This is a genomic window from Crossiella sp. NPDC003009 (assembly GCF_053591555.1).
Genome location: NZ_JBSFUA010000007.1, coordinates 62,962 through 80,865 on the forward strand (window position 1 = coordinate 62,962; position 17,904 = coordinate 80,865).

Here is a 17,904-nt window from a genome sequence, read left to right on the forward strand (position 1 = left end):
GAGCAGGTGGGAAATCAGGAACGGCGGATGGTGATGCCGCCGATGGAGGTGTGCGCGCGCAGCTCGACGGTCTCGTCGGCGGGCGCGGGCTGGGCGGCGGTGGTCAGCAGGTTGTGCACCTGGCCGAACTTGGTGGTCACCGCGAGCCGCGCGGCGGTGCCCTCGGCGAGGCCGATCTCCAGGTCGCCGACCGCGGTGCCGAGCTCCACCACGCCGCGGATCACCTCGCCGAGCTGGATGCTGCCGTTGGAGGTCTTCGCCTCGACGCCCGAGCCCGCCCGGTCCACCGTGATGTCCCCGTTCGCCGAGCGCACCCGCACCTCGCCGGCCGCCGCGACGATCGTGGTGTCACCGTTGGAGTTCCGCACCACCACGGTGCCCTCGACTTCGCCGAGGCGGACCTTCCCGGTGCCGGTGCGGACGTCGGCGTCGCCGTCCACCGCGGCCGCGGTGACCTGACCGGCCGAGGTGACCACCCGCAACGCGCCGGTCCGCTCCACCCGCACGCTGCCGATACCGGTCTTGAACCGGCACTCGCCGAGCAGGCCCGTGCCGTGCAGGTCCCCGGCCTGCACCTCACCGGCGAACCGCGAACCGCTGGGCAGGTCGATGGACACCTCCACCGACCTGGTCTTGCGGGAGAAGTCGAACGGGCCTGCCTTCGGCCCGGTGACCCGGAGCACGCCGTCCGCGCACTCGACGCGGACCCGTTGTGCGGCCCGCACATCGGAGGTGTCGGCCGGGTTGCGCGGGCGCACCTCGACCGCGGTGTCGGTGCGGTCGCTCGCGGTGATCCGCACGCTGCCGACGCCGAGCTCAAGCGTGACGGAAACCGGTTCGGGCGTCTGGAAAGTAGGCATGGCTGTCCCCCAGGAAGGTGGTGTGGTGACCGGAGCTACGAGAACCAGCTCCATAGGTGCCACAATGGCACAGATATGGCACCACTGCAAGCCAGCTGGGCTCCATTCGCGCGCAAGCTGGCACCACTAAGAGGGAAAGTGCTGGTAAAGCGCGGCACCACTGAAAAGACCAGTGGTGCCAGCGCGCCACTCCAGTCAGGGGTGCAGGACGACCTTGATGGCTCCGGCGGCCCGGTCGCCCGCCACGCGGAAGGCCTCGGCGGCCTCGTCGAGGGGGAAGCGGTGGGTGATCACCGTCTGCGCGATCCCGGGGTTGGCGGCGAGCAGGGCCGCGGCCTGTTCGGTGTCACGGATGCCCTCGTGCCTGCTGTAGGCGATGGAGTTGAGGTAGGTCAGCTCCTTGACCAGGCTGACGATGCCCGGGATGGGCACGGTGTGCTGGTACACGCCCAGCAGCACCACGCGACCGCCGGGGCGGGCGAGCTCGGCGCACCGGGCGAGACCGGCCTCGGAGCCCGCGGCGTCGATCACCACGTCGTAGCCGCCGGTCACCGAGCCCGCGCCCAGGCGTTCCGCCGCCGTCCGCTGGTGCTCGTGGCGCGCCTCGAGATCGACCTCGAAGCCGTGCTGCCGGGCCGTTGCCGCGGCCAGTAACCCGATGCTGCCGCCGCCCACGACCGCCACCCGCTCCCCTGACTCCAGCGCCGCGCTGCGGACACCGTGCCCGGCCACCGACGCGGGCTCCACGAGGCAGGCGTCCCGCACGTCCAGACCGGGTGGCAGCCGGATCAGCATGTGCTCGGGAACCGTTACCGCATCGCACATGCCGCCGTCCCGGAAGATGCCGAGCGTGCCGTGCTCGGGGGCGTCGCACCGCTGGACGTGGCCGGCGCGGCACTGGTCGCACTCGCCGCAGTAGACCGTGGGCTCGACGGCGTAGGACTGGCCGTCGGCGGTGGTGCCGGCGAACTCGTGGCCGTAGTTGTAGCCCTGCACGCCACCCAGGGCGAAGTTGACGTCGGTCCCGCAGATGCCGATCGAGGCGACGGCGAGGCGGACCCCCGGACCTGCCGGCTCCTCGGCCTCGGCCACGACGATGCCCTGATCGGTGTTCCGTACCGCGCGCATGGTGTTCCCTTCCTCGTACCGTTATGCGAACGCGGTTAACTTAACTTAAGTGATGTGTGTTCGCATAGCGCTATCCTGGTCCGGTGGACGAACCGAGCAGGACCGCCGAGGCGCCCCGACCGGGAACTGCCGCCTGGTGGCTGGCCAGGGAGAGCGAACCCGCGCGGCAGCGCCGGCGGCGGTCACTGACCCTCGAGGGCATCCTCGACGCGTCCATGGCCCTGCTCGACGATCGCGGGGCCGCCGCGCTGACCATGCGCAACGTGGCCGAGGCGCTCGGCTGCACGCAGGCCTCGCTCTACCGGCACGTGCGCAACCGGGAAGAGCTGGTGACCCTGCTCGTCGACCGGGCGGTCAGCGTGGCCAGCGCGCCGCCGCCCGAGGACGCGGACTGGGCCGAGCAGGCGGCGTGGTCGGCCCGCCGGTTCCGCGAGCACCTGCGCAGGCATCCCGGCGTGGCCTCGCTGCTGCGCGGGACCGAGCGGCTCGGCCCCAACTCACTGGCCGGGATGCAGTACGCCCTCGCCCTGTTCATCGGCGCGGGCCTGCGCCCCGGCCTCGCCTCCGCCGCCGCCTCGGCGCTGGCCACCTTCGTCATCGGCTCGGTGCACTTCAACCTCGGACTCGACCGGCAGGACCCGGAGGAGAGGCGTCATCGGCGAGAGCTGTTCCGCTCCCGGGACGCCGCGGCCGTCCCGCTGCTCGTCCAGCACGCCGAGGTCCTCGCCGAGGTCGGCAGCGACGAGGAGTTCGAGGTCGGCCTCACCGCGCTGCTGACCGGCTTCCGCGCCCTGATCGAACACGCCGACGGCTACATCGCCGCGTCCGGCGACGACATCGGCCGGAGCGGGCGAGCGCCCTGACGCTGTACGGGCGCGACCAGCAACCCGGCGCCATCCCGGCGGTGTGGTCCTGTCCAGGTACGAGACGAGGCGCTGAGCGCGTCCGCTCAGGCGAGGAGCTCGGCGAGCTGGGCCATCTCGGCGGGCGGGTCCACCACCGGCTGGATGAGGAGCTCGTCGATGCCGGCCTGGCCCAGGGTGGTGATGCGGGCGCGGAGGTCCTCGCGGGTGCCGACCAGGGCCAGCATGTTCATCAGCGAGGGCAGGACCAGGTCGCGGTCCTGCGGTGCGATGCGCCCGAGGTAGCCGGGGTAGAGCTTGGTGTGCCGGTCCGGCGCGGTGGCGGTGGTGCCGCGCCGGTCGAGCAGTCGCCGCACCGCTTCGCGTTCCTCCGGGCCGAGCTGCTCGGCGAAAGAGGGTGCGTCGGCGGCGAAGGCCAGCAGCGACAGCACGAGGTGACCGGTCGCGTCGCGGGCCGCGTCGCCGTGCGGGTCCTCGCCCTCGCCGAGCACGTGCAGCGCGGTGACCAGGTAGGAATCCGTGGCGGAGCCGGGGTGCCGGGCGGCGTGACGGCGGGCGTCGTGCAGCGCGTGCCAGGCGGCGGGATCCAGCAGGCCGAAGGAGATCAGGCCGGTGCCGCGGCGGCCGGCCACGGCGGCGGCCTTCGGTCCGAGCGCGGCCACCACGAACTCGATCGGGTCGGTGGCGTTCACCTGCGCCCCGGCGTGCAGGAACCGGACGTCGCGGACCCGGTCACCTTCGCGGTACCCGGTCGAGCCTCCGGCGCACAGGTCCTGCAGCGCGGTGGTGAACTCCTCGAGTGTGGCCACCGTGGCCGGCGGCATGCCCAGCGTGCGCCGGGCGGTGTTCCCGGTGCCGACCCCGCAGACGATCCGGCCCGGTGCCAGGGCGTTGAGGCTGGCGAACCCGCTCGCGGCGGCCGGGGCCGAGCGCAGCCCCGGCGAGGTCACGCCGATGCCGAGCTTGATCCGGCTGGTGGCCTTCGCACACAGTCCGAGGGCGACGAAGGGGTCGCCGTGCACCATTGGGGTGTCGTTGACCCAGAAACTGTGCAGGCCCAGCTCCTCGGCCAGCACGGCGAGGTCCTCCACACCGGGCTGAGCCGTGACCACGACGCCTGCGCGCATGGCGCCCGTCAGCCCTGGGCCAGGTCGGTGAAGCGGCTGTAGTGCAGCTGGTGGGCGACCACGATGGTCGCGGTGGGGCCTGCTCGGTGCTTGGCGATGATCAGGTCGGCCTCGCCCGCGCGCGGGTCGTCGCGTTCCCAGGCGTCCGGGCGGTGGATCAGCATCACCATGTCGGCGTCCTGTTCCAGCGAGCCGGACTCGCGGAGGTCGGAGAGCATCGGGCGCTTGTCCGTGCGCTGTTCCGGGCCTCGGTTCAGCTGGCTCATCGCGACCAGCGGCACCTCCAGCTCCTTGGCCAGCAGCTTGAGGTTTCGGGAGAACTCGGAGACTTCCTGCTGCCGGGACTCGACCTTCTTGCCGGAGGTCATCAGCTGCATGTAGTCCAGCACGATCAGCTTGAGGTCGTGCCGCTGCTTGAGCCGCCTGGCCTTGGCCCTGATCTCCATCATGGTCATGTTCGGCGAGTCGTCGATGAACAGCGGCGCCTCGCTGATCTCGCTCATCCGCCTGGCCAGCCGGGTCCAGTCGTCGTCGGTCATCCGGCCACCGCGCATGTCCGCCAGCCGGATCCTGGCCTCGGCGGAGAGCATGCGCATGACGATCTCGGTCTTGCTCATTTCCAGCGAGAAGATGACGCTGGACATGCCGTGCTTGATCGAGCAGGAGCGGGCGAAGTCCAGGCCGAGGGTGGACTTGCCGACGCCGGGACGGGCCGCGACGATGATCATCTGGCCCGGGTGCAGGCCGTTGGTCAGCGCGTCCAGGTCCATGAAGCCGGTGGGCACGCCCAGTGCGTTGCCGCCTCGGCTGGCGATCGCGTCGATCTCGTCCATGGTGGGCTGGAGCAGGTCCTCCAGCGCCACGTAGTCCTCGGTGGTGCGCCGCTCGGTGACCTCGTAGATGGCCGCCTGCGCCCGGTCCACCACCTCGGTCACGTCGGAGCCCTCTGCCCCGTGGTGGCCCAGCTGGACGATCTTGGTGCCGGCCTCGATCAGCCGCCGCAGCACCGCCTTCTCCGCCACGATCTCGGCGTAGTAGCCCGCGTTGGCCGCGGTGGGCACGGTGGCGATCAGGGTGTGCATGTACGGCGCGCCGCCGACCCGCAGCAGCTCGCCCCTGCGCTCCAGCTCGGCCGAGACGGTGATCGCGTCGGCGGGCTCGCCCCTGGTGTAGAGGTCGAGGATGCACTCGTAGACCGACTGGTGCGCGGGCCGGTAGAAGTCGTTCGGGCGGACCACCTCGACCACGTCGGCGATGGCGTCCTTGGACAGCAGCATGCCGCCCAGCACCGACTGCTCGGCCGCGAGGTCCTGCGGTGGTTGCCGCTCGAAGCCGCCGGAGGAGTCGCCGCCCCTGAAGTCACGGTCGTCCACCACGGCCACGGTCGTGCACCTCCACCAAAGCTCGAGCCCACCAGGATTCTGCTTGCGACCCCTGACAAGACGGCCGCCGGCCCGAGCAGCTCGGCCCGGCCCAGCCGTCACCGCGGGCGCGCAGTCGCGACGCTAGGTCCCCCGTCTGGAGCAGGCAAACCAGCCTGTGGATCGACCTGTGGGCAGCCTGGGGATGGTTGTGCACAGCTGGCCACAAGCGTCCCGTGCCCTGTGGACAACTTGGGGAGAACCTGCGAGGAAAAATCAAAGCCCGCTGGTCAGGGCCTGTGTGTGCGATGTGGAAAAACTAACCGGAACTCGGCCCGGCGTGTCGCGTATAACCGCGTTTACGGCGTGTCGCGGGCCGGGTGTCACAACTGACAAAACGTGCTGTGACGCTGAGACAAACGAGCACAGGCGCCTCCCGGATGGAGTAGCCCCGTTCGGGCGGCGCCTGTGCTCGATGTCGAGCAGAGCGTGCTCAGCCTGCGGCAACCACGAGGTTGACGTTGGCGGTGACCTCCGGGTGCAGGCGCACCGCGACGGTGTGCTTGCCGGTGGTCTTGATGTGGCCGGAGGTCTCGACCGAGCGCTTGTCCAGCGCCGGTCCACCAGCGGCCTTGATCGCGGCCACGATGTCCGCGGTGGTGACCGAGCCGAACAGCTTGCCGCCACCGGCCGCGGCGCGGCCGGTCAGCTGCACGGAGCCCAGGCCGTCGAGCGTGGCCTTGACCTCCTTGGCGTGGTCCAGGTCGCGGATCTTGCGACCCTCCTGCGCCCTGCGGATGGCCTGCACCTGCTTCTCCGCGCCCTTGGTGGCCACGATGGCCAGGCTGCGGGGCAGCAGGAAGTTGCGGCCGTAGCCGTCCTTCACCTCGACGATGTCACCAGGACCACCGAGGCCGGTCACGTCAGCGGTGAGAATGAGCTTCATCGCCAACTCCTCTCTATGGTCTGGTCAGCGAGCGGTCGAGGTGTAGGGCAGCAGCGCCATCTCGCGCGAGTTCTTCACCGCGATGGCGACGTCCCGCTGGTGCTGGGAGCAGTTGCCGGTGACCCGGCGGGCACGGATCTTGCCGCGGTCGGAGATGAACTTCCGGAGCAGCGCGGTGTCCTTGTAGTCGATCAGGTGCGCGGTCTTGTCCTTGCAGAACGCGCAGACCTTCTTCTTCGGCTTGCGCACAGGCGGCTTAGCCATGTGTCGTCCTCCTGGAGCTGGACGTGGTCGTGTTCGGAGTCTCGAGGGGTGCGGAGCAGGAGCGCTGGCGAGGCAACCGGATCAGAACGGCGGCTCGTCGTTGAAGCCGCCACCGCCACCGGAGCTGGCAGGCGGCGCGGAGCCCCACGGGTCGTCCGCGGGCGCGCTGCCGCCGCCGGAGGAGCCGTACCCACCGCCGCCGCCACCACCGCCGCCACCGCGACTGGCGCGGTTGACCTTGGCCGTGGCGTAGCGCAGCGAGGGGCCGATCTCGTCGACCTCCAGCTCGATGACGGTGCGCTTCTCGCCTTCCTTCGTGTCGAAGGAGCGCTGGCGCAGGCGTCCCTGGGCGACCACGCGCATACCGCGGGTCAGGGACTCGGCGACGTTCTCCGCCGCCTGGCGCCAGATGCTGCACCGCAGGAACAGCGCTTCGCCGTCCTTCCACTCGCCGCTGGCGCGGTCGAGCGTGCGGGGCGTGGAGGCGATGGTGAAGCTCGCCACGGCCGCGCCGGACTGGGTGAAGCGCAGTTCCGGATCGGCGGTCAGGTTCCCGACCACCGTGATTACCGTCTCACCAGCCATGATTCAGCGCTCTCCCGCCGTCAGGCCTTGGGGCCCTTGGACGCCTTGGCAGCAGCCTTCGCGGCGGCCTTGGCGAACTTGGCGGGGTCGCGGCGCAGGACCTTGGTGCGCAGGACGGTGTCCTGCAGGCCCAGCTGGCGGTCGAGCTCCTTGACCGCGTCCGGCGTGCTGTTGATGTCGATGACCGCGTAAATCCCCTCAGGGGACTTGTTGATCTCGAACGACAACCGGCGCTTGCCCCAGACATCGACCTTCTCCACGTTCCCGCCCGAAGTGCGGATGACGTTGAGGAAAGTGTCCAGCGTGGGAGCGACAGTGCGCTCGTCCACGTTGGGGTCCAGGATGACCATCAGTTCATAGTGACGCACGTAGACCTCACCTCCTGTGGACTAATCGGCCACGGACGTTCCGTGGCAGGAGGGTCGTCGCGTCAGCAACCCGAGCAGGCTAACAGCCCAGTGCCCGTTGCTCCCAATCGGCGATCAGACGGTCCGCCGAAGTACCCAGGTACGCACCAGCGCGGCGGTCACCATGGCCAGCATCAGCACCGCGACCAGCACCGGAGCGGCCACCCGCCCAGCGCCGTCGGTGGGCAGCGCGCGGGCCTGACCGGCCGAGGCCACCCCGTCGCCCGCCGGCAGCCCGTAGGCCCCCGGCGAGCCGGGCGAGGCCTGGCCGTAGCGGTCGCCCGGCGCCAGCGCGCCGAGTCCGCCGGGCGTGGCCACCGGCAGCCCCGAGTAGTCGTAGAGCGGCACCCGGCCGTAGTCGTAGAGGCCGCCGCCCTCGAGGCGCGGCAGCTGGAAGTCCGGGATCGGCGTGCCCGAGCCGGGCGTGCCGGGAGCGGACGTGCCCGGGTTGGTGCTGCCGGGCGGCGGGGTGCCGGTGCCGGGCTTGCCGGGTCCCGGCTGACCGGGGTTGGTGGTGCCGGGCGGGGGCTTCGGCGTGGTCGAGCCGCCGCCCGGCAGGTTCTTGGCCCCGTCCTGGATCGGCGCGACCGCGGTGTTCAGCGTCTTGACCGTCACCCCGCAGCCGCCGCTGAGCACCTGCTGCACGCCCTTGACCACCTCGCCGAGGATCGGCCCGAGCAGCGGGATCTTGCGCAGCGCGTCCACCACCCCGATGGCGATCTGGCCGCCGGTGATGAACCCGCCCTTGCCGTCGGGCACCGCGCCGATCGGGATCGGCGGCAGCGCGCGCACCGCCTTGTCCACCGCGCCGGCCAGCGGCGGCCCGAGCAGCGGCACCCGCTTGACCACCTCGACCACCGGCGCGGCCACCGCGCCCGCGCTGAGCTGGATCGGCTGGCCCGGTTTGCCCTGGACGGTGGCCGAGCAGTCGCCGATCACGATCGGTTCCGCGGCCGCCGCCGAACCGGCGAAACCCACCAGGCTCACCAGCGCGAGCAGGGTGGAAGCCACGGAAAGCCGTGCGAGTCGAGCGAGCATGCCCATCCCTCTCCGGAGCCCTGCTTGCCAGGGGCGACCGTGTCGCAGCCGTACCGACCGGTAACGTCTCTGGGTCCAACGACGGTAGGTCGACTAAGTGACGGTTGCCACTCCAATCCATGACGGAATGGCACACAAGACTCCACTCGGGGCGTGGCCGTCAGGGGCGCCCACTACGCTCTCGGCATGCGCATCGGGGCACACGTCGCCGACGACAATCCGCTCGGCTCGGCGCAGGACCGCGGCGCCGAGGTCGTCCAGTTCTTCCTGTCCAACCCGCAGAGCTGGGAGTCACCCAAGCCGCACCCGCAGGCCGAGGCCCTGCGGGAGGCCGGGATCTCGGTCTTCGTGCACTCGCCGTACGTGATCAACGTGGCGTCGCTGAACAACCGGATCCGCATCCCCTCCCGCAAGTCGGTGGTGCAGCAGGCCGAGGCGGCCAAGGCTTCCGGCGCGCTCGGCCTGGTGGTGCACGGCGGGCACGTGACCAAGGGCGACGACCCGGCCGACGGCATCGCGAACTGGCGCAAGCTGTTCGAGCGGCAGGCCGAGGCAGGCGGGTTCGCGGTGCCGGTGCTGATCGAGAACACCGCGGGCGGCGACAACGCGATGGCCCGCAAGTTCGACATGCTGGCCAGGCTGTGGGACGCCGTCGGCGAGTTCGGCGCGGGCTTCTGCCTGGACACCTGCCACGCGCACGCCGCCGGTGAGGACCTGGTCGGCATCGTGGAGCGGGTCAAGGGGATCACCGGCCGGATCGACCTGGTGCACCTGAACAACTCCAGGGACGAGTTCGGCTCCGCGCGGGACCGGCACGCCAACATCGGCACCGGCACCATCGACCCGGCCGTGCTGGCCGCGGTGGTCAACACCGCGCAGGCGCCGGTGGTAGTGGAGACCCCAGGCGACGGGCAGGCCGGCGACATCGCCTACCTGCGTGCCCAGCTACCCGCGTGACCCGCTTCGGCAGGACCGCGCTCGCCGCGCTGGTCCTGCTGTGCGGACTGCTGCTGCTCGGCGGCTACGCGAACAAGGCGCGCTGCGCCGGCCCTGAGTTCGACCAGTGGGGCCGCAGCGCGCCGGAGTACGCCAACCGGCACGGCGAGCTCTGCTACTCCGACGTGCAGCACCTGTGGCTGGGCCGGGACGTGGACCGGCACGTCTTCCCCTACCTGGGCGGCGGCCTCGACGAGCAGGGCCAGCTGACCGGCGGCTCGGTGGAGTACCCGGTGCTCACCGGCCTGCTGATCTGGGCAGGGGCGGTCTTCGCGAACAACGACGCCGACTTCCTCTTCTACTCCAGCCTGCTGCTGGCCCCCTTCGGCCTGCTCATCGCCTGGCTGCTGGGCAGCCTCTCCGGCTGGCGCGCGCTGATCTGGGCGCTGGCGCCCGGCCTGGTGCTGCACGCCTTCCACAACTGGGACCTGCCCGCGGTGGCCTGCGCGGTCGGCGCGGTGTACGCGGTGCACCGGGGCTGGGGCCGGGAGGGCGCGAGCAGGCCGCTGGTGGAGCGGGCCATGGTGGCCGGGGTGCTGCTCGGCCTTGGCGCGGCGCTGAAGCTGTACCCGGGTTTCTTCGCGCTGCCGCTGGCGCTGTACGTGCTCACCGGCGGGCCGGACGGCCGCTGGCTGCCGAGGGGGCGGCGCTGGGACATCCCCGGCGCGCTCCGGGTGCTGGCCGCGACCGCGGTCACCGTGGCGCTGGTGAACCTGCCGTTCGCGGTGCTGGGTTATGAGGGCTGGCGGGCCTCCTTCGTCTTCCAGCAGGAGCGCAAGGTCGACATCACCACCAACTCGATCTGGTTCTGGGCCTTCCGGCCGGCCTCCGACCCGGCCAACACCGACTTCCAGCAGCTGGTCAGCTGGCTCTCGCCGACCCTGATCTGCCTGGCCTTCCTGCTGGCCTGCCTGGTCGGCTGGCTGCGCTGGACCGGCACCGGGGAGTACCCGTGGGTCGGCGTCTCCGGCGCGATGCTGTGCGGGTTCCTGTTGCTGCACAAGGTGCACTCGCCGCAGTACACGTTGTGGCTGCTGCCCTTCTTCGTGCTGCTGGCGGTGCGCTGGGGCTGGGTGCTGGCCTACACCGTGGCCGACCTGGCGCTGGGCACCGGCGTGTTCCTCTGGTACCACGCGATCGAGTTCCAGCTGCCCATGTCGATCTACGACAGCCTGCCCGCACAGGCGGTGATGATCGGCGTCTGGGGCAAGGTCGCGCTGCTGCTCGGCCTGTTCCTGGTGCTGCCGGGCAGCCGGGTCACCTTCGAGCCGGAATCGGCGGAACGGCGGATGGCCACGCTCCCAGGCCGCTGATTAGGTCGGATGAGTCCCGTCTAGGTGGCTGTAGGAGGCTCGCGGATGGTGTCGAACGGTAAGCGCTGGCTGGTCGCACTGGGTGTGGTCGCGTTGCTGTCCTCGGGCGGCCAGGCCGTCGGTGAGCAGCAGGCGCCCGCGCCACCGGGCAACTGGGTCGGCACCTGGGCGGCCGCCCCCTCGGCCGCGGTGCCCAACACCGAGTCCGGCTATCCCAACTACTCGATCCGCAACATCGTGCACACCAGCATCGGCGGCTCTCAGGTCCGGGTCCGGCTGTCCAACGCCTTCGGTCGCGCGCCGGTGCTGTTCGGGCAGGTCACGGTCGCGCTGGCGGCGGGTGCGGACACCCCGAACGCGGTGCCCGGCACCATGCGCACGCTGACCTTCGGCGGCGAGCGGGAGATCACCGCGCCGCCGTTCGCCGACGTGCTCAGCGACCCGGTCGCGCTGACCGTGCCGCCGGATGCCAACCTGCTGGTCACCACCTTCACCCCGAACCCCTCCGGCCCGGTCACCTACCACTCGCTGACCATGCAGAACTCCTACTTCACCCGCAACGGCAACCACGCCGCCGCGGAGTCGGGGTCGGCGTTCACCGAGCAGACCCGGCAGTGGCACTACGTCTCCGGTGTGGACGTGCGCGCGCCGGGCGTGCGCGGCAGCGTGGTGGCCCTCGGCGACTCGATCACCGACGGCGCGAACTCCACCTGGGGCGCCAACCTGCGCTGGCCGGACCAGCTCGCGGACCGGATGAAGGCCGGTCCCGCGCACCTGCGGCTGGGCGTGCTCAACGCCGGGATCAGCGGGAACCGGCTGCTGCTGGACGGCGGCAGCGCCGGGGTGAACGCGCTGGCCAGGCTGGACCGGGACGTGCTGACCGCCACCGGCGCCCGCACGGTGATCGTGTTCGAGGGCATCAACGACATCCAGCAGACCCCGCACCAGACCGACCCGAACCGGATCATCGCCGCGCTCAAGCAGATCGCGCAGCGGGCCAAGGACCGGGGGTTGCGGGTGCTCGGCGCGACCATCACCCCGTTCAAGGGCTGGTACTCCTACAGCGAGCAGCTGGAGGCCACCCGGCAGGCGGTCAACCGCTACATCCGCAACAACACCGACTACGACGGCCTGATCGACTTCGACGCCACCATCCGGGACCCGCAGGACCCGCAGCGGATCAAGCCCGAGTACGACCAGGGCGACCACCTGCACCCCGGTGACGCCGGGTTCAAGGCGATGGCGAACGCGGTCAACCTGTCATCGCTGTAGCCGTGGCCTCGGCCTGCTCGCGCCGCTTCTTCGCGGTGCGGGCAGGCCCGAGTACGAACGCATCCGGCGCGCCGTCCAGCGGACCACCTGCCGGATCGTCCACGCCGAAGGCGCGTACCCGGTCCAGCGCGGGCCGGTAGATCTCGCGCAGCACCAGCACGCACAGCAGGACCACGAAGATGTCCCTGACCACCACCGCGCCCAGGAACCAGTCCTGCGGCAGGCCCTTGTTGTCCGGGCCGAGGTAGAAGTACATCCGGGGCGCCCACACCAGGGCGTCCACCGCCATCCAGGCCAGCAGCAGCCGCCAGCGGGGCAGCGCGAGCACGGCCAGCGGCACCAGCCACAGCGAGTACTGCGGGCTCCACACCTTGTTGGTCAGCAGGAACGCCGCCACCACCAGGAAGGCCAGCTGCGCCACCCTGGGCCGCCGCGGCGCGGACAGCGCCACCCAGCCGATGCCCGCGCAGCACAGCAGGAACAGCACCGCGGTGACCGTGTTCAGCACGGTCGGGGTGGCGCCCGCCGGCAGCGGGCCGTCGAAGCCGCTCCAACCGGTGAAGTACTGCACGACGTTGTAGAGGCTGTCCGGGTCCACCCCGCGCTCGGAGTTGAGCCGGAAGAACTCCCGCCAGCCGTCCGGGTAGAGGTAGAAGATCGGCGCGTTCACCGCGCCCCAAGCCAGCGCCGCGGTCCAGGTGGTCCGCCACCAGTGCCCCATCCGCCCCGATCTCAGGCACAGCACGAGCAGCGGTCCGAGGAAGAACAGCGGGTACAGCTTCGCCGCCGCGCCCAGCCCCAGCAGCACCCCGGCCAGCCCCGGCCGGTTGCGCGCCCAGGCCAGCAGCGCCACCGCGGCGAAGCCGGTGGCCAGGGTGTCGAAGTTGGTGAAGGCGTGCACCACCACCAGCAGCGAGACCGCGGCGATGGCGGTGTCCCACGGCCGCCGCCCGGTGAGCTTGAAGGTGGCCCAGATGGTGACCAGCCAGGCCAGCGCCAGCCACAGCGAGCTGAAGTTGAAGTAGACGATCACCGCCATGGCATTCGGCAGCCAGCCGCTGTTGGCGATGGCCACCCAGCCGTGCGCGAGCTGGGCGTTGAACCACTGGAACAACCCGGAGATCACCGGGTACTCCATGTAGCGCACCTGCCCGTTGTCCTCCACCCAGGAGGTCTTGTACGGGAACAGCCCCTTGTCCAGCCGCTCGGCGGTGTAGAGCGGAACGGTGTCGGAGTAGCACATCGCCACGTACTGCCGGGAGTCCCGCCAGTCCAGCTGGGTGACACCCTGGTCGTCCACGTACTCCTGCACACACGGCGCCTTGGCCGTGTACGCCAGCGCCAGGGTCAGCGTGGCCAGCAGCAGCACAACCCGCAACGGCGTCCAGAACCAGTGCCGCCCGATCACCGCATGCCGCCCCAGCATCCCGCCAAGCGGCCTGCTGGCCTGCCGCGCCAACGGCTCCGACCAGGTAGCCACCTCCCGCTCCCGCGGCGTCAGCGACTCGGTGTCCGCGATCCGCTTGGGCGGCGCGGGCGGCGCTTCGCTGACTCCGACGGTGGCCTGCGGCTCGGGCTGCTCCGATGCATGGGACACCTCGCGGATGCTACGGGTTCGGCCGGGGTGCCTGGGTGAGCCGGTGCGATCCAGCCGGAACAGGAAGGCGGGGAGGTGAACCAGCACCTCCCCGCCCCGGGTCATCCTTCGCCGTTGCCGCCCCGGCCGCGGCCGGGCGGGTCACCACCGGGTGGGTCCTCCCCGGTGGTCCTGGACGGCCTGGTCGGCGTGGTGGTCGGCTTGCAGCTCGGCCACGGCCAGACCCCACAGGTGGGGTTCGGGTTGCTGGTGGTCGGCTTGGAGCTGGTCGGCTGCTCGCTGCTGCTGGTCGGCGGGGCCGAGGAGCTCGTGGGGGTGGAGCTGGTCGAGGCGTTGCTGGTGGTGGTCACCGGCGCCTCGAACTGGCCGATCGGCTTGGCGGCGGGGAAGGGTTCGACCTTGGTGCCGTTGAGGTAGGCGTCCATGAACTCCTTCCAGACCGCACCCGGCTCGTCCTTGCCGTACATGTCCTTCGGCGCCACCAGCCTGCCGGTCTGGGAGTTCCAGCGCCCCTTGAGGATCTCGTTGTAGTCGGTGCCCACCCAGACCGCGGTGGAGACCGACGGGGTGTAGCCGACCATCCAGGCACGGGAGTTGTGGCTGCTGCCCTTCTCCTTCTCGTACTGGTGGGTGCCGGTCTTGGCGGCCGAGGGCCGGTTCTTGTCCAGCGGCAGCCTCGAGTACCCGGCCACCGGCTTGAGCGCCTCGGTCACGTTGCGCGCGATGTCGGTGTTGCGCTGGGTGTCGGACTGGTCGAAGGCGGGCTTGGCAGCCTTGTCGAACTGGTACTTCACGTTGCCGGCCGCGTCGGTCACCTTGGCCACGAAGTGCTGCTCGAACTTCATGCCGTCGTTGGCGAAGGTCGCGTACGCCGCGGACATGTCCATGGTCCGGACCTCGTAGCCGCCCAGCGCGATACCCGCGGACGGCGAACCGCCGTTGCCGAGGCCGAGGCTCGGCTTGTTGTTGATCTCGGTCGGGATCCCGGCCTCGTGTGCGGCGTTGGCCACCGTCTTGGTGCCCACCTTCAGCGCGAGGTCGACGAAGGCGGTGTTGACCGAGAACTCGGTCATCTGCCGGATCGAGCACATGGTGCACTCGTACCCGCGGCTGGCGTTGGACACGGTGTACGCGCTGCTGCCCTTGCCGAAGGTGCGTGGCGAGCTGCTGTCGAAGGTCGAGCCGAGGCCGATGTCCTTCTCCAGCGCCGCCGCGACCACGAAGGCCTTGAACGAGGAGCCCGGCGGCTGGGATGCCTTGGCGTAGTCGGTGCCTTTGCCGTCCCGGCTGCCGTAGTAGGCCAGCACGCCGCCGGTCTTCGGGTCGGTCGCGACCAGGGCCGAGCGCAGGTTGCCCGGTTGGCCGTCGGCGAAGACCACCTTCTGCACGGCGGCCTCTGCGGCCTCCTGGGCCTTCTTGTCGATCGTGGTGGTGATCGTGTAGCCGTTCTTGCGGAGCGCCGTCGCGCTGATCTTGTTGCGTTCCAGCTCGGCCTCGACCTGCTGCTGGATCAGCGCCTTCGGGCCGTCCGGACCGCCCTTGGCCCTGATCGCCTCCCTGCGGTCGCGCAGCTGGCCGGGCTTGTCGCCGTCCTCGGGGAACTGCATCTGGTCCCGGGCGGCCTTCGGGACCTTGCCGTTCTCGACCATCTTGTCGAGCACGTCGTTCCAGCGCTTGACCGACTTCTCCCGGTTGATCGCCGGGTCCCACTCGTACGGGCGCTGGATGACCGCGGCCAGCAGGGCGGCTTCCTCAGGGCGGTTGATGTCCTTGGCGCTCTTGTTGAAGTACGCCTTGGCCGCCGCCTCGATGCCGTCGGCGCCACGGCCGAAGGCGATCACGTTGAGGTAGTTGGTGAGGATGTCCTTCTTCTCGTACTGGGTGTCCATCTTGGCGGCCTTGACCAGCTCGATGAACTTGCGGGTCAGTGACCGCTCGTCGTCGCCGGTGGAGATCTTGATGTACTGCTGGGTGATGCCGGAGCCACCGCCGGTGCCGCCGGTGAGGTTGTTGAACACCGCGCGCAGGATGCCGATCGGGTCGAAGCCCGGGTTCTCGTAGAAGTTCTTGTCCTCGGTCGAGAGCACCGCTTCCTTGATGACCTGCGGGATCTCCTCGTACTTCAGCTGGACCCGCTCACCACCCTGCGGCACGATCCTGCCGAGCTCGCTGCCGTCCGCGTAGTTGATCGTGACGACCTGCTTGACGTCGGCGAAGACCTCTTCGGGCGTTTTCACCGTGACGAACTGGTAGGCGATCACGAAGGCCAGCACCGGGGCGATGATGCCGATGGCGGCCAGCACGTAGCCGGTGCGGCGGACCCGGCGCCAGATCTTCTTCTTGCGCAGTTTCCGTTCCTCCTCCGGGCTCAGCTCGTCGGCTTGGACGACGTGGGTGTCGTCGTAGTCCGGGTCGCCCGGCAGGGGTTCGCGGTGGGTGAGCAGCTCTGGCTCACGCGGGTAGCCGTCGTCGACCGGGGGGAGCATGTCGGTGGGCATGTCCGACGGGTGCTGCTGGCGGGGCGGGCCGCCGAAGCCGCCGTTCGGGCCAGGGCCGCCGGGGCCACCGTTGAACGGGGGGCGCTGGCCGGGCGGCATGGGCGCGCCGCCGGGCGGCGTGTTCGGACCACCGTGGCCCATCGGCGCGCCGCCGGGCGGGGTGTTCGGGCCGCCGTGGCCCATCGGGCCGCCGGGACCCATGGGCATGCCGGGGGGTGGCATCGGGCCGCCGCGGGGCGGGGTGCCTGGACCGCCGGGGGGCATGGGCCTGCCGCCCTGGGGCGGCATCGGGGGGCGCGGGCCGCCGGGCGGCGGGCCGTGTGGCCCACCCGGCGGCGGGCCCTGGCGGGGGCCCGGTGGCGGAGTGTCGTCTTCGTCCCAGTTGGGCACCCACTGACCGGTGTGCTCACCGGTCTCCTCGGGTCCACCCGGTCGGCCGTCACGCCGTCGGTCGTCGCGCTCGTTCACGAAAAGGCCCTTCCACCGCCGTCGCACGGTGCGACGTCGTTTGGCGGTCGTTCGTCAGTACGTACCAGCGACATGAGCTGGATCACTCCGCGGCGGTCTTCCTTTGGGAGCTGCCGCTGCGCAGGCCACCCGTCCCCAGGACGTATGACTGCACCAGGTGGTTCCAGCTGCAGGTGCGGCACACCTCGACTACGTAAACGCTGAACTCCACAAAAAGGGTTGCCATGCGCGCGAGTTCTTCAGCTGTGCGGGCCGAGCCCGCCGCGTGCTTGAGCTCGTCGCCGTACACCCAGGACACCAGCGTCAGGGGTTCCTTGCGGCACACAGGACAGGTCACCGTGCTGGGTTCGCCGTGGAACTTCGCCGCTCGGAGCAGGTATGGACTGGCGTCGCACACCTCCATGACCCCAGACCGGCCGGAGTAGACCTCCGCGAGCAGCGCACGGCGCTGCAACGCGTAGTCGACCACCTGCCGCTGGGTTCGCACCCCATCAGACTACGTGGCTGGCACAAGGTCCCGGTGAGCCGTTCAGGGCAGTGCCGGCGGGGCGTTGCCCATCTCACGCCCCGAGGCTGGTGGCTTCGATGTATCGGCCCGATATAGTCCGCCTGTTTGTCAGCCGAGCCAGGAGGAGGTGCCAGATGCTGGAGCTGGCGATCCTCGGCATCCTGCACCGGGCCCCCATGCACGGCTACGAGCTGCGAAAACAGCTGGGCTGCCTGCTGTGCGGGCACCGGCCTGCCTTCTCCTTCGGCTCGCTCTACCCCACCCTGCGCCGGTTGCAGGACGCTGGGCTGATCGCCGAGGACGGCGGGGGCGCGGCAGCCACCGGGGGCCGGGCGCGGCGGGTCTACGGGCTCAGCGCGGCCGGCCGGGAGCACTTCGCCTGCCTGCTCGCCGAGGTGCAGCCGCAGCACTGGGAGGACGACTGCTTCGGCGTCCGCCTGGCCTTCTTCTCCCGCACGCCGCCCGCGACGCGGCTGCGGATCCTGGAGGGCAGGCGGCGCTGTGTGGCGGAACGGCGGGAACGGATCCAGTCCACGCTGGACCGCTCCTGCGAGCACGTCGACCACTACACCCGGCAGTTGCAGCGGCTCGGCCTTGACGGCGCCGACCGCGAGGTGCGGTGGCTGGACGAGCTGATCGAGGCGGAACACCGCCAGCCATGAGGATGACTGTG

17 protein-coding genes are annotated in these 17,904 nt (G+C 70.7%); 5 read left to right on the forward strand and 12 right to left on the reverse strand.

Features of this window, described 5'->3' with window-relative positions:
* Positions 1 to 14 precede the first annotated feature (14 nt).
* The gene (locus ACWDY5_RS10085) at positions 15 to 860 is read right to left on the reverse strand and encodes a DUF4097 family beta strand repeat-containing protein (RefSeq protein WP_449721918.1); all 846 of its coding nucleotides are present in this window, start codon (positions 858 to 860) and stop codon (positions 15 to 17) included.
* A 195-nt stretch (positions 861 to 1,055) separates the two neighbouring features.
* Positions 1,056 to 1,988 carry a zinc-dependent alcohol dehydrogenase gene (locus ACWDY5_RS10090; RefSeq protein ID WP_449721919.1) on the reverse strand — a complete coding sequence of 311 codons (933 nt, stop codon included), beginning with the start codon at positions 1,986 to 1,988 and terminating at the stop codon, positions 1,056 to 1,058.
* A gap of 83 nt (positions 1,989 to 2,071) precedes the next feature.
* Here ACWDY5_RS10090 and ACWDY5_RS10095 point away from each other — a divergent pair, with 83 nt between their 5' ends.
* A complete protein-coding gene (locus ACWDY5_RS10095; RefSeq protein WP_449721920.1) occupies positions 2,072 to 2,851 on the forward strand; it encodes a TetR/AcrR family transcriptional regulator in 780 nt (259 codons plus the stop codon).
* A gap of 86 nt (positions 2,852 to 2,937) precedes the next feature.
* Here the strand turns inward: ACWDY5_RS10095 and ACWDY5_RS10100 are convergent, their stop codons facing one another.
* The 7 genes from ACWDY5_RS10100 to ACWDY5_RS10130 form a co-directional block, all read right to left on the reverse strand.
* Positions 2,938 to 3,978 (reverse strand): LLM class flavin-dependent oxidoreductase, encoded by a 1,041-nt coding sequence (locus tag ACWDY5_RS10100; RefSeq protein ID WP_449721921.1) that lies wholly within the window; start codon positions 3,976 to 3,978, stop codon positions 2,938 to 2,940.
* An 8-nt stretch (positions 3,979 to 3,986) separates the two neighbouring features.
* Positions 3,987 to 5,360 carry a replicative DNA helicase gene (dnaB, locus tag ACWDY5_RS10105; RefSeq protein ID WP_283662288.1) on the reverse strand — a complete coding sequence of 458 codons (1,374 nt, stop codon included), beginning with the start codon at positions 5,358 to 5,360 and terminating at the stop codon, positions 3,987 to 3,989.
* Positions 5,361 to 5,832: 472 nt separating this feature from the next.
* Complete coding sequence (gene rplI, locus ACWDY5_RS10110; protein ID WP_449721922.1) at positions 5,833 to 6,285, reverse strand: 50S ribosomal protein L9; 453 nt, start codon at positions 6,283 to 6,285, stop codon at positions 5,833 to 5,835.
* 24 nt (positions 6,286 to 6,309) lie between these two features.
* Positions 6,310 to 6,549: a 30S ribosomal protein S18 gene (gene rpsR, locus ACWDY5_RS10115; protein WP_086781836.1), complete on the reverse strand. Its 240-nt coding sequence runs from the start codon at positions 6,547 to 6,549 to the stop codon at positions 6,310 to 6,312.
* An 81-nt stretch (positions 6,550 to 6,630) separates the two neighbouring features.
* The gene (locus ACWDY5_RS10120) at positions 6,631 to 7,134 is read right to left on the reverse strand and encodes a single-stranded DNA-binding protein (protein ID WP_449721923.1); all 504 of its coding nucleotides are present in this window, start codon (positions 7,132 to 7,134) and stop codon (positions 6,631 to 6,633) included.
* Between the two features lie 20 nt (positions 7,135 to 7,154).
* On the reverse strand, positions 7,155 to 7,502 hold the full coding sequence (rpsF, locus tag ACWDY5_RS10125) for a 30S ribosomal protein S6 (RefSeq protein ID WP_283662286.1): 348 nt from the start codon (positions 7,500 to 7,502) through the stop codon (positions 7,155 to 7,157).
* 114 nt (positions 7,503 to 7,616) lie between these two features.
* Positions 7,617 to 8,579: a hypothetical protein gene (locus tag ACWDY5_RS10130; RefSeq protein WP_449721924.1), complete on the reverse strand. Its 963-nt coding sequence runs from the start codon at positions 8,577 to 8,579 to the stop codon at positions 7,617 to 7,619.
* Between the two features lie 186 nt (positions 8,580 to 8,765).
* Here ACWDY5_RS10130 and ACWDY5_RS10135 point away from each other — a divergent pair, with 186 nt between their 5' ends.
* From ACWDY5_RS10135 to ACWDY5_RS10145, 3 genes are read left to right on the forward strand one after another with little or no spacing between them, the layout of a single operon-like run.
* Positions 8,766 to 9,536 (forward strand): deoxyribonuclease IV, encoded by a 771-nt coding sequence (locus tag ACWDY5_RS10135; protein WP_252483610.1) that lies wholly within the window; start codon positions 8,766 to 8,768, stop codon positions 9,534 to 9,536.
* Entirely contained in the window at positions 9,533 to 10,888 is a 1,356-nt protein-coding gene (locus ACWDY5_RS10140) for a glycosyltransferase family 87 protein (RefSeq protein WP_449721925.1), read from the forward strand. The genes ACWDY5_RS10135 and ACWDY5_RS10140 overlap by 4 nt, the downstream gene beginning before the upstream one ends.
* 45 nt (positions 10,889 to 10,933) lie before the next feature.
* Positions 10,934 to 12,160, forward strand: a complete 1,227-nt coding sequence (locus tag ACWDY5_RS10145) for an SGNH/GDSL hydrolase family protein (protein ID WP_449721926.1) — start codon at positions 10,934 to 10,936, stop codon at positions 12,158 to 12,160.
* On the opposite strand, the gene ACWDY5_RS10150 is transcribed toward ACWDY5_RS10145, so the two are convergent.
* The 3 genes from ACWDY5_RS10150 to ACWDY5_RS10160 all read right to left on the reverse strand — a co-directional run bounded on the left by ACWDY5_RS10150 (position 12,141) and on the right by ACWDY5_RS10160 (position 17,210).
* Positions 12,141 to 13,757: a glycosyltransferase family 87 protein gene (locus ACWDY5_RS10150; RefSeq protein ID WP_449721927.1), complete on the reverse strand. Its 1,617-nt coding sequence runs from the start codon at positions 13,755 to 13,757 to the stop codon at positions 12,141 to 12,143. The genes ACWDY5_RS10145 and ACWDY5_RS10150 overlap by 20 nt on opposite strands.
* A gap of 101 nt (positions 13,758 to 13,858) precedes the next feature.
* A complete protein-coding gene (locus ACWDY5_RS10155; protein ID WP_449721928.1) occupies positions 13,859 to 16,462 on the reverse strand; it encodes a transglycosylase domain-containing protein in 2,604 nt (867 codons plus the stop codon).
* A gap of 343 nt (positions 16,463 to 16,805) precedes the next feature.
* On the reverse strand, positions 16,806 to 17,210 hold the full coding sequence (locus tag ACWDY5_RS10160; RefSeq protein ID WP_283662277.1) for a DUF5318 domain-containing protein: 405 nt from the start codon (positions 17,208 to 17,210) through the stop codon (positions 16,806 to 16,808).
* A gap of 155 nt (positions 17,211 to 17,365) precedes the next feature.
* On the opposite strand from ACWDY5_RS10160, the gene ACWDY5_RS10165 reads away from it, so the two are divergent.
* Positions 17,366 to 17,893 (forward strand): PadR family transcriptional regulator, encoded by a 528-nt coding sequence (locus ACWDY5_RS10165; RefSeq protein WP_252483615.1) that lies wholly within the window; start codon positions 17,366 to 17,368, stop codon positions 17,891 to 17,893.
* Positions 17,894 to 17,904 lie beyond the last annotated feature (11 nt).

What these genes read in the sequence shown, in the direction of transcription:
- ACWDY5_RS10085 (WP_449721918.1), bottom strand. Translation starts at nt 860, where the DNA reads ATGCCTACTTTCCAGACGCCCGAACCGGTTTCCGTCACGCTTGAGCTC.
- ACWDY5_RS10090 (WP_449721919.1), bottom strand. Translation starts at nt 1,988, where the DNA reads ATGCGCGCGGTACGGAACACCGATCAGGGCATCGTCGTGGCCGAGGCC.
- ACWDY5_RS10100 (WP_449721921.1), bottom strand. Translation starts at nt 3,978, where the DNA reads ATGCGCGCAGGCGTCGTGGTCACGGCTCAGCCCGGTGTGGAGGACCTC.
- rplI (WP_449721922.1), bottom strand. Translation starts at nt 6,285, where the DNA reads ATGAAGCTCATTCTCACCGCTGACGTGACCGGCCTCGGTGGTCCTGGT.
- rpsR (WP_086781836.1), bottom strand. Translation starts at nt 6,549, where the DNA reads ATGGCTAAGCCGCCTGTGCGCAAGCCGAAGAAGAAGGTCTGCGCGTTC.
- ACWDY5_RS10120 (WP_449721923.1), bottom strand. Translation starts at nt 7,134, where the DNA reads ATGGCTGGTGAGACGGTAATCACGGTGGTCGGGAACCTGACCGCCGAT.
- ACWDY5_RS10130 (WP_449721924.1), bottom strand. Translation starts at nt 8,579, where the DNA reads ATGCTCGCTCGACTCGCACGGCTTTCCGTGGCTTCCACCCTGCTCGCG.
- ACWDY5_RS10135 (WP_252483610.1), top strand. Translation starts at nt 8,766, where the DNA reads ATGCGCATCGGGGCACACGTCGCCGACGACAATCCGCTCGGCTCGGCG.
- ACWDY5_RS10145 (WP_449721926.1), top strand. Translation starts at nt 10,934, where the DNA reads ATGGTGTCGAACGGTAAGCGCTGGCTGGTCGCACTGGGTGTGGTCGCG.
- ACWDY5_RS10155 (WP_449721928.1), bottom strand. Translation starts at nt 16,462, where the DNA reads ATGCCCATGGGTCCCGGCGGCCCGATGGGCCACGGCGGCCCGAACACC.
- ACWDY5_RS10165 (WP_252483615.1), top strand. Translation starts at nt 17,366, where the DNA reads ATGCTGGAGCTGGCGATCCTCGGCATCCTGCACCGGGCCCCCATGCAC.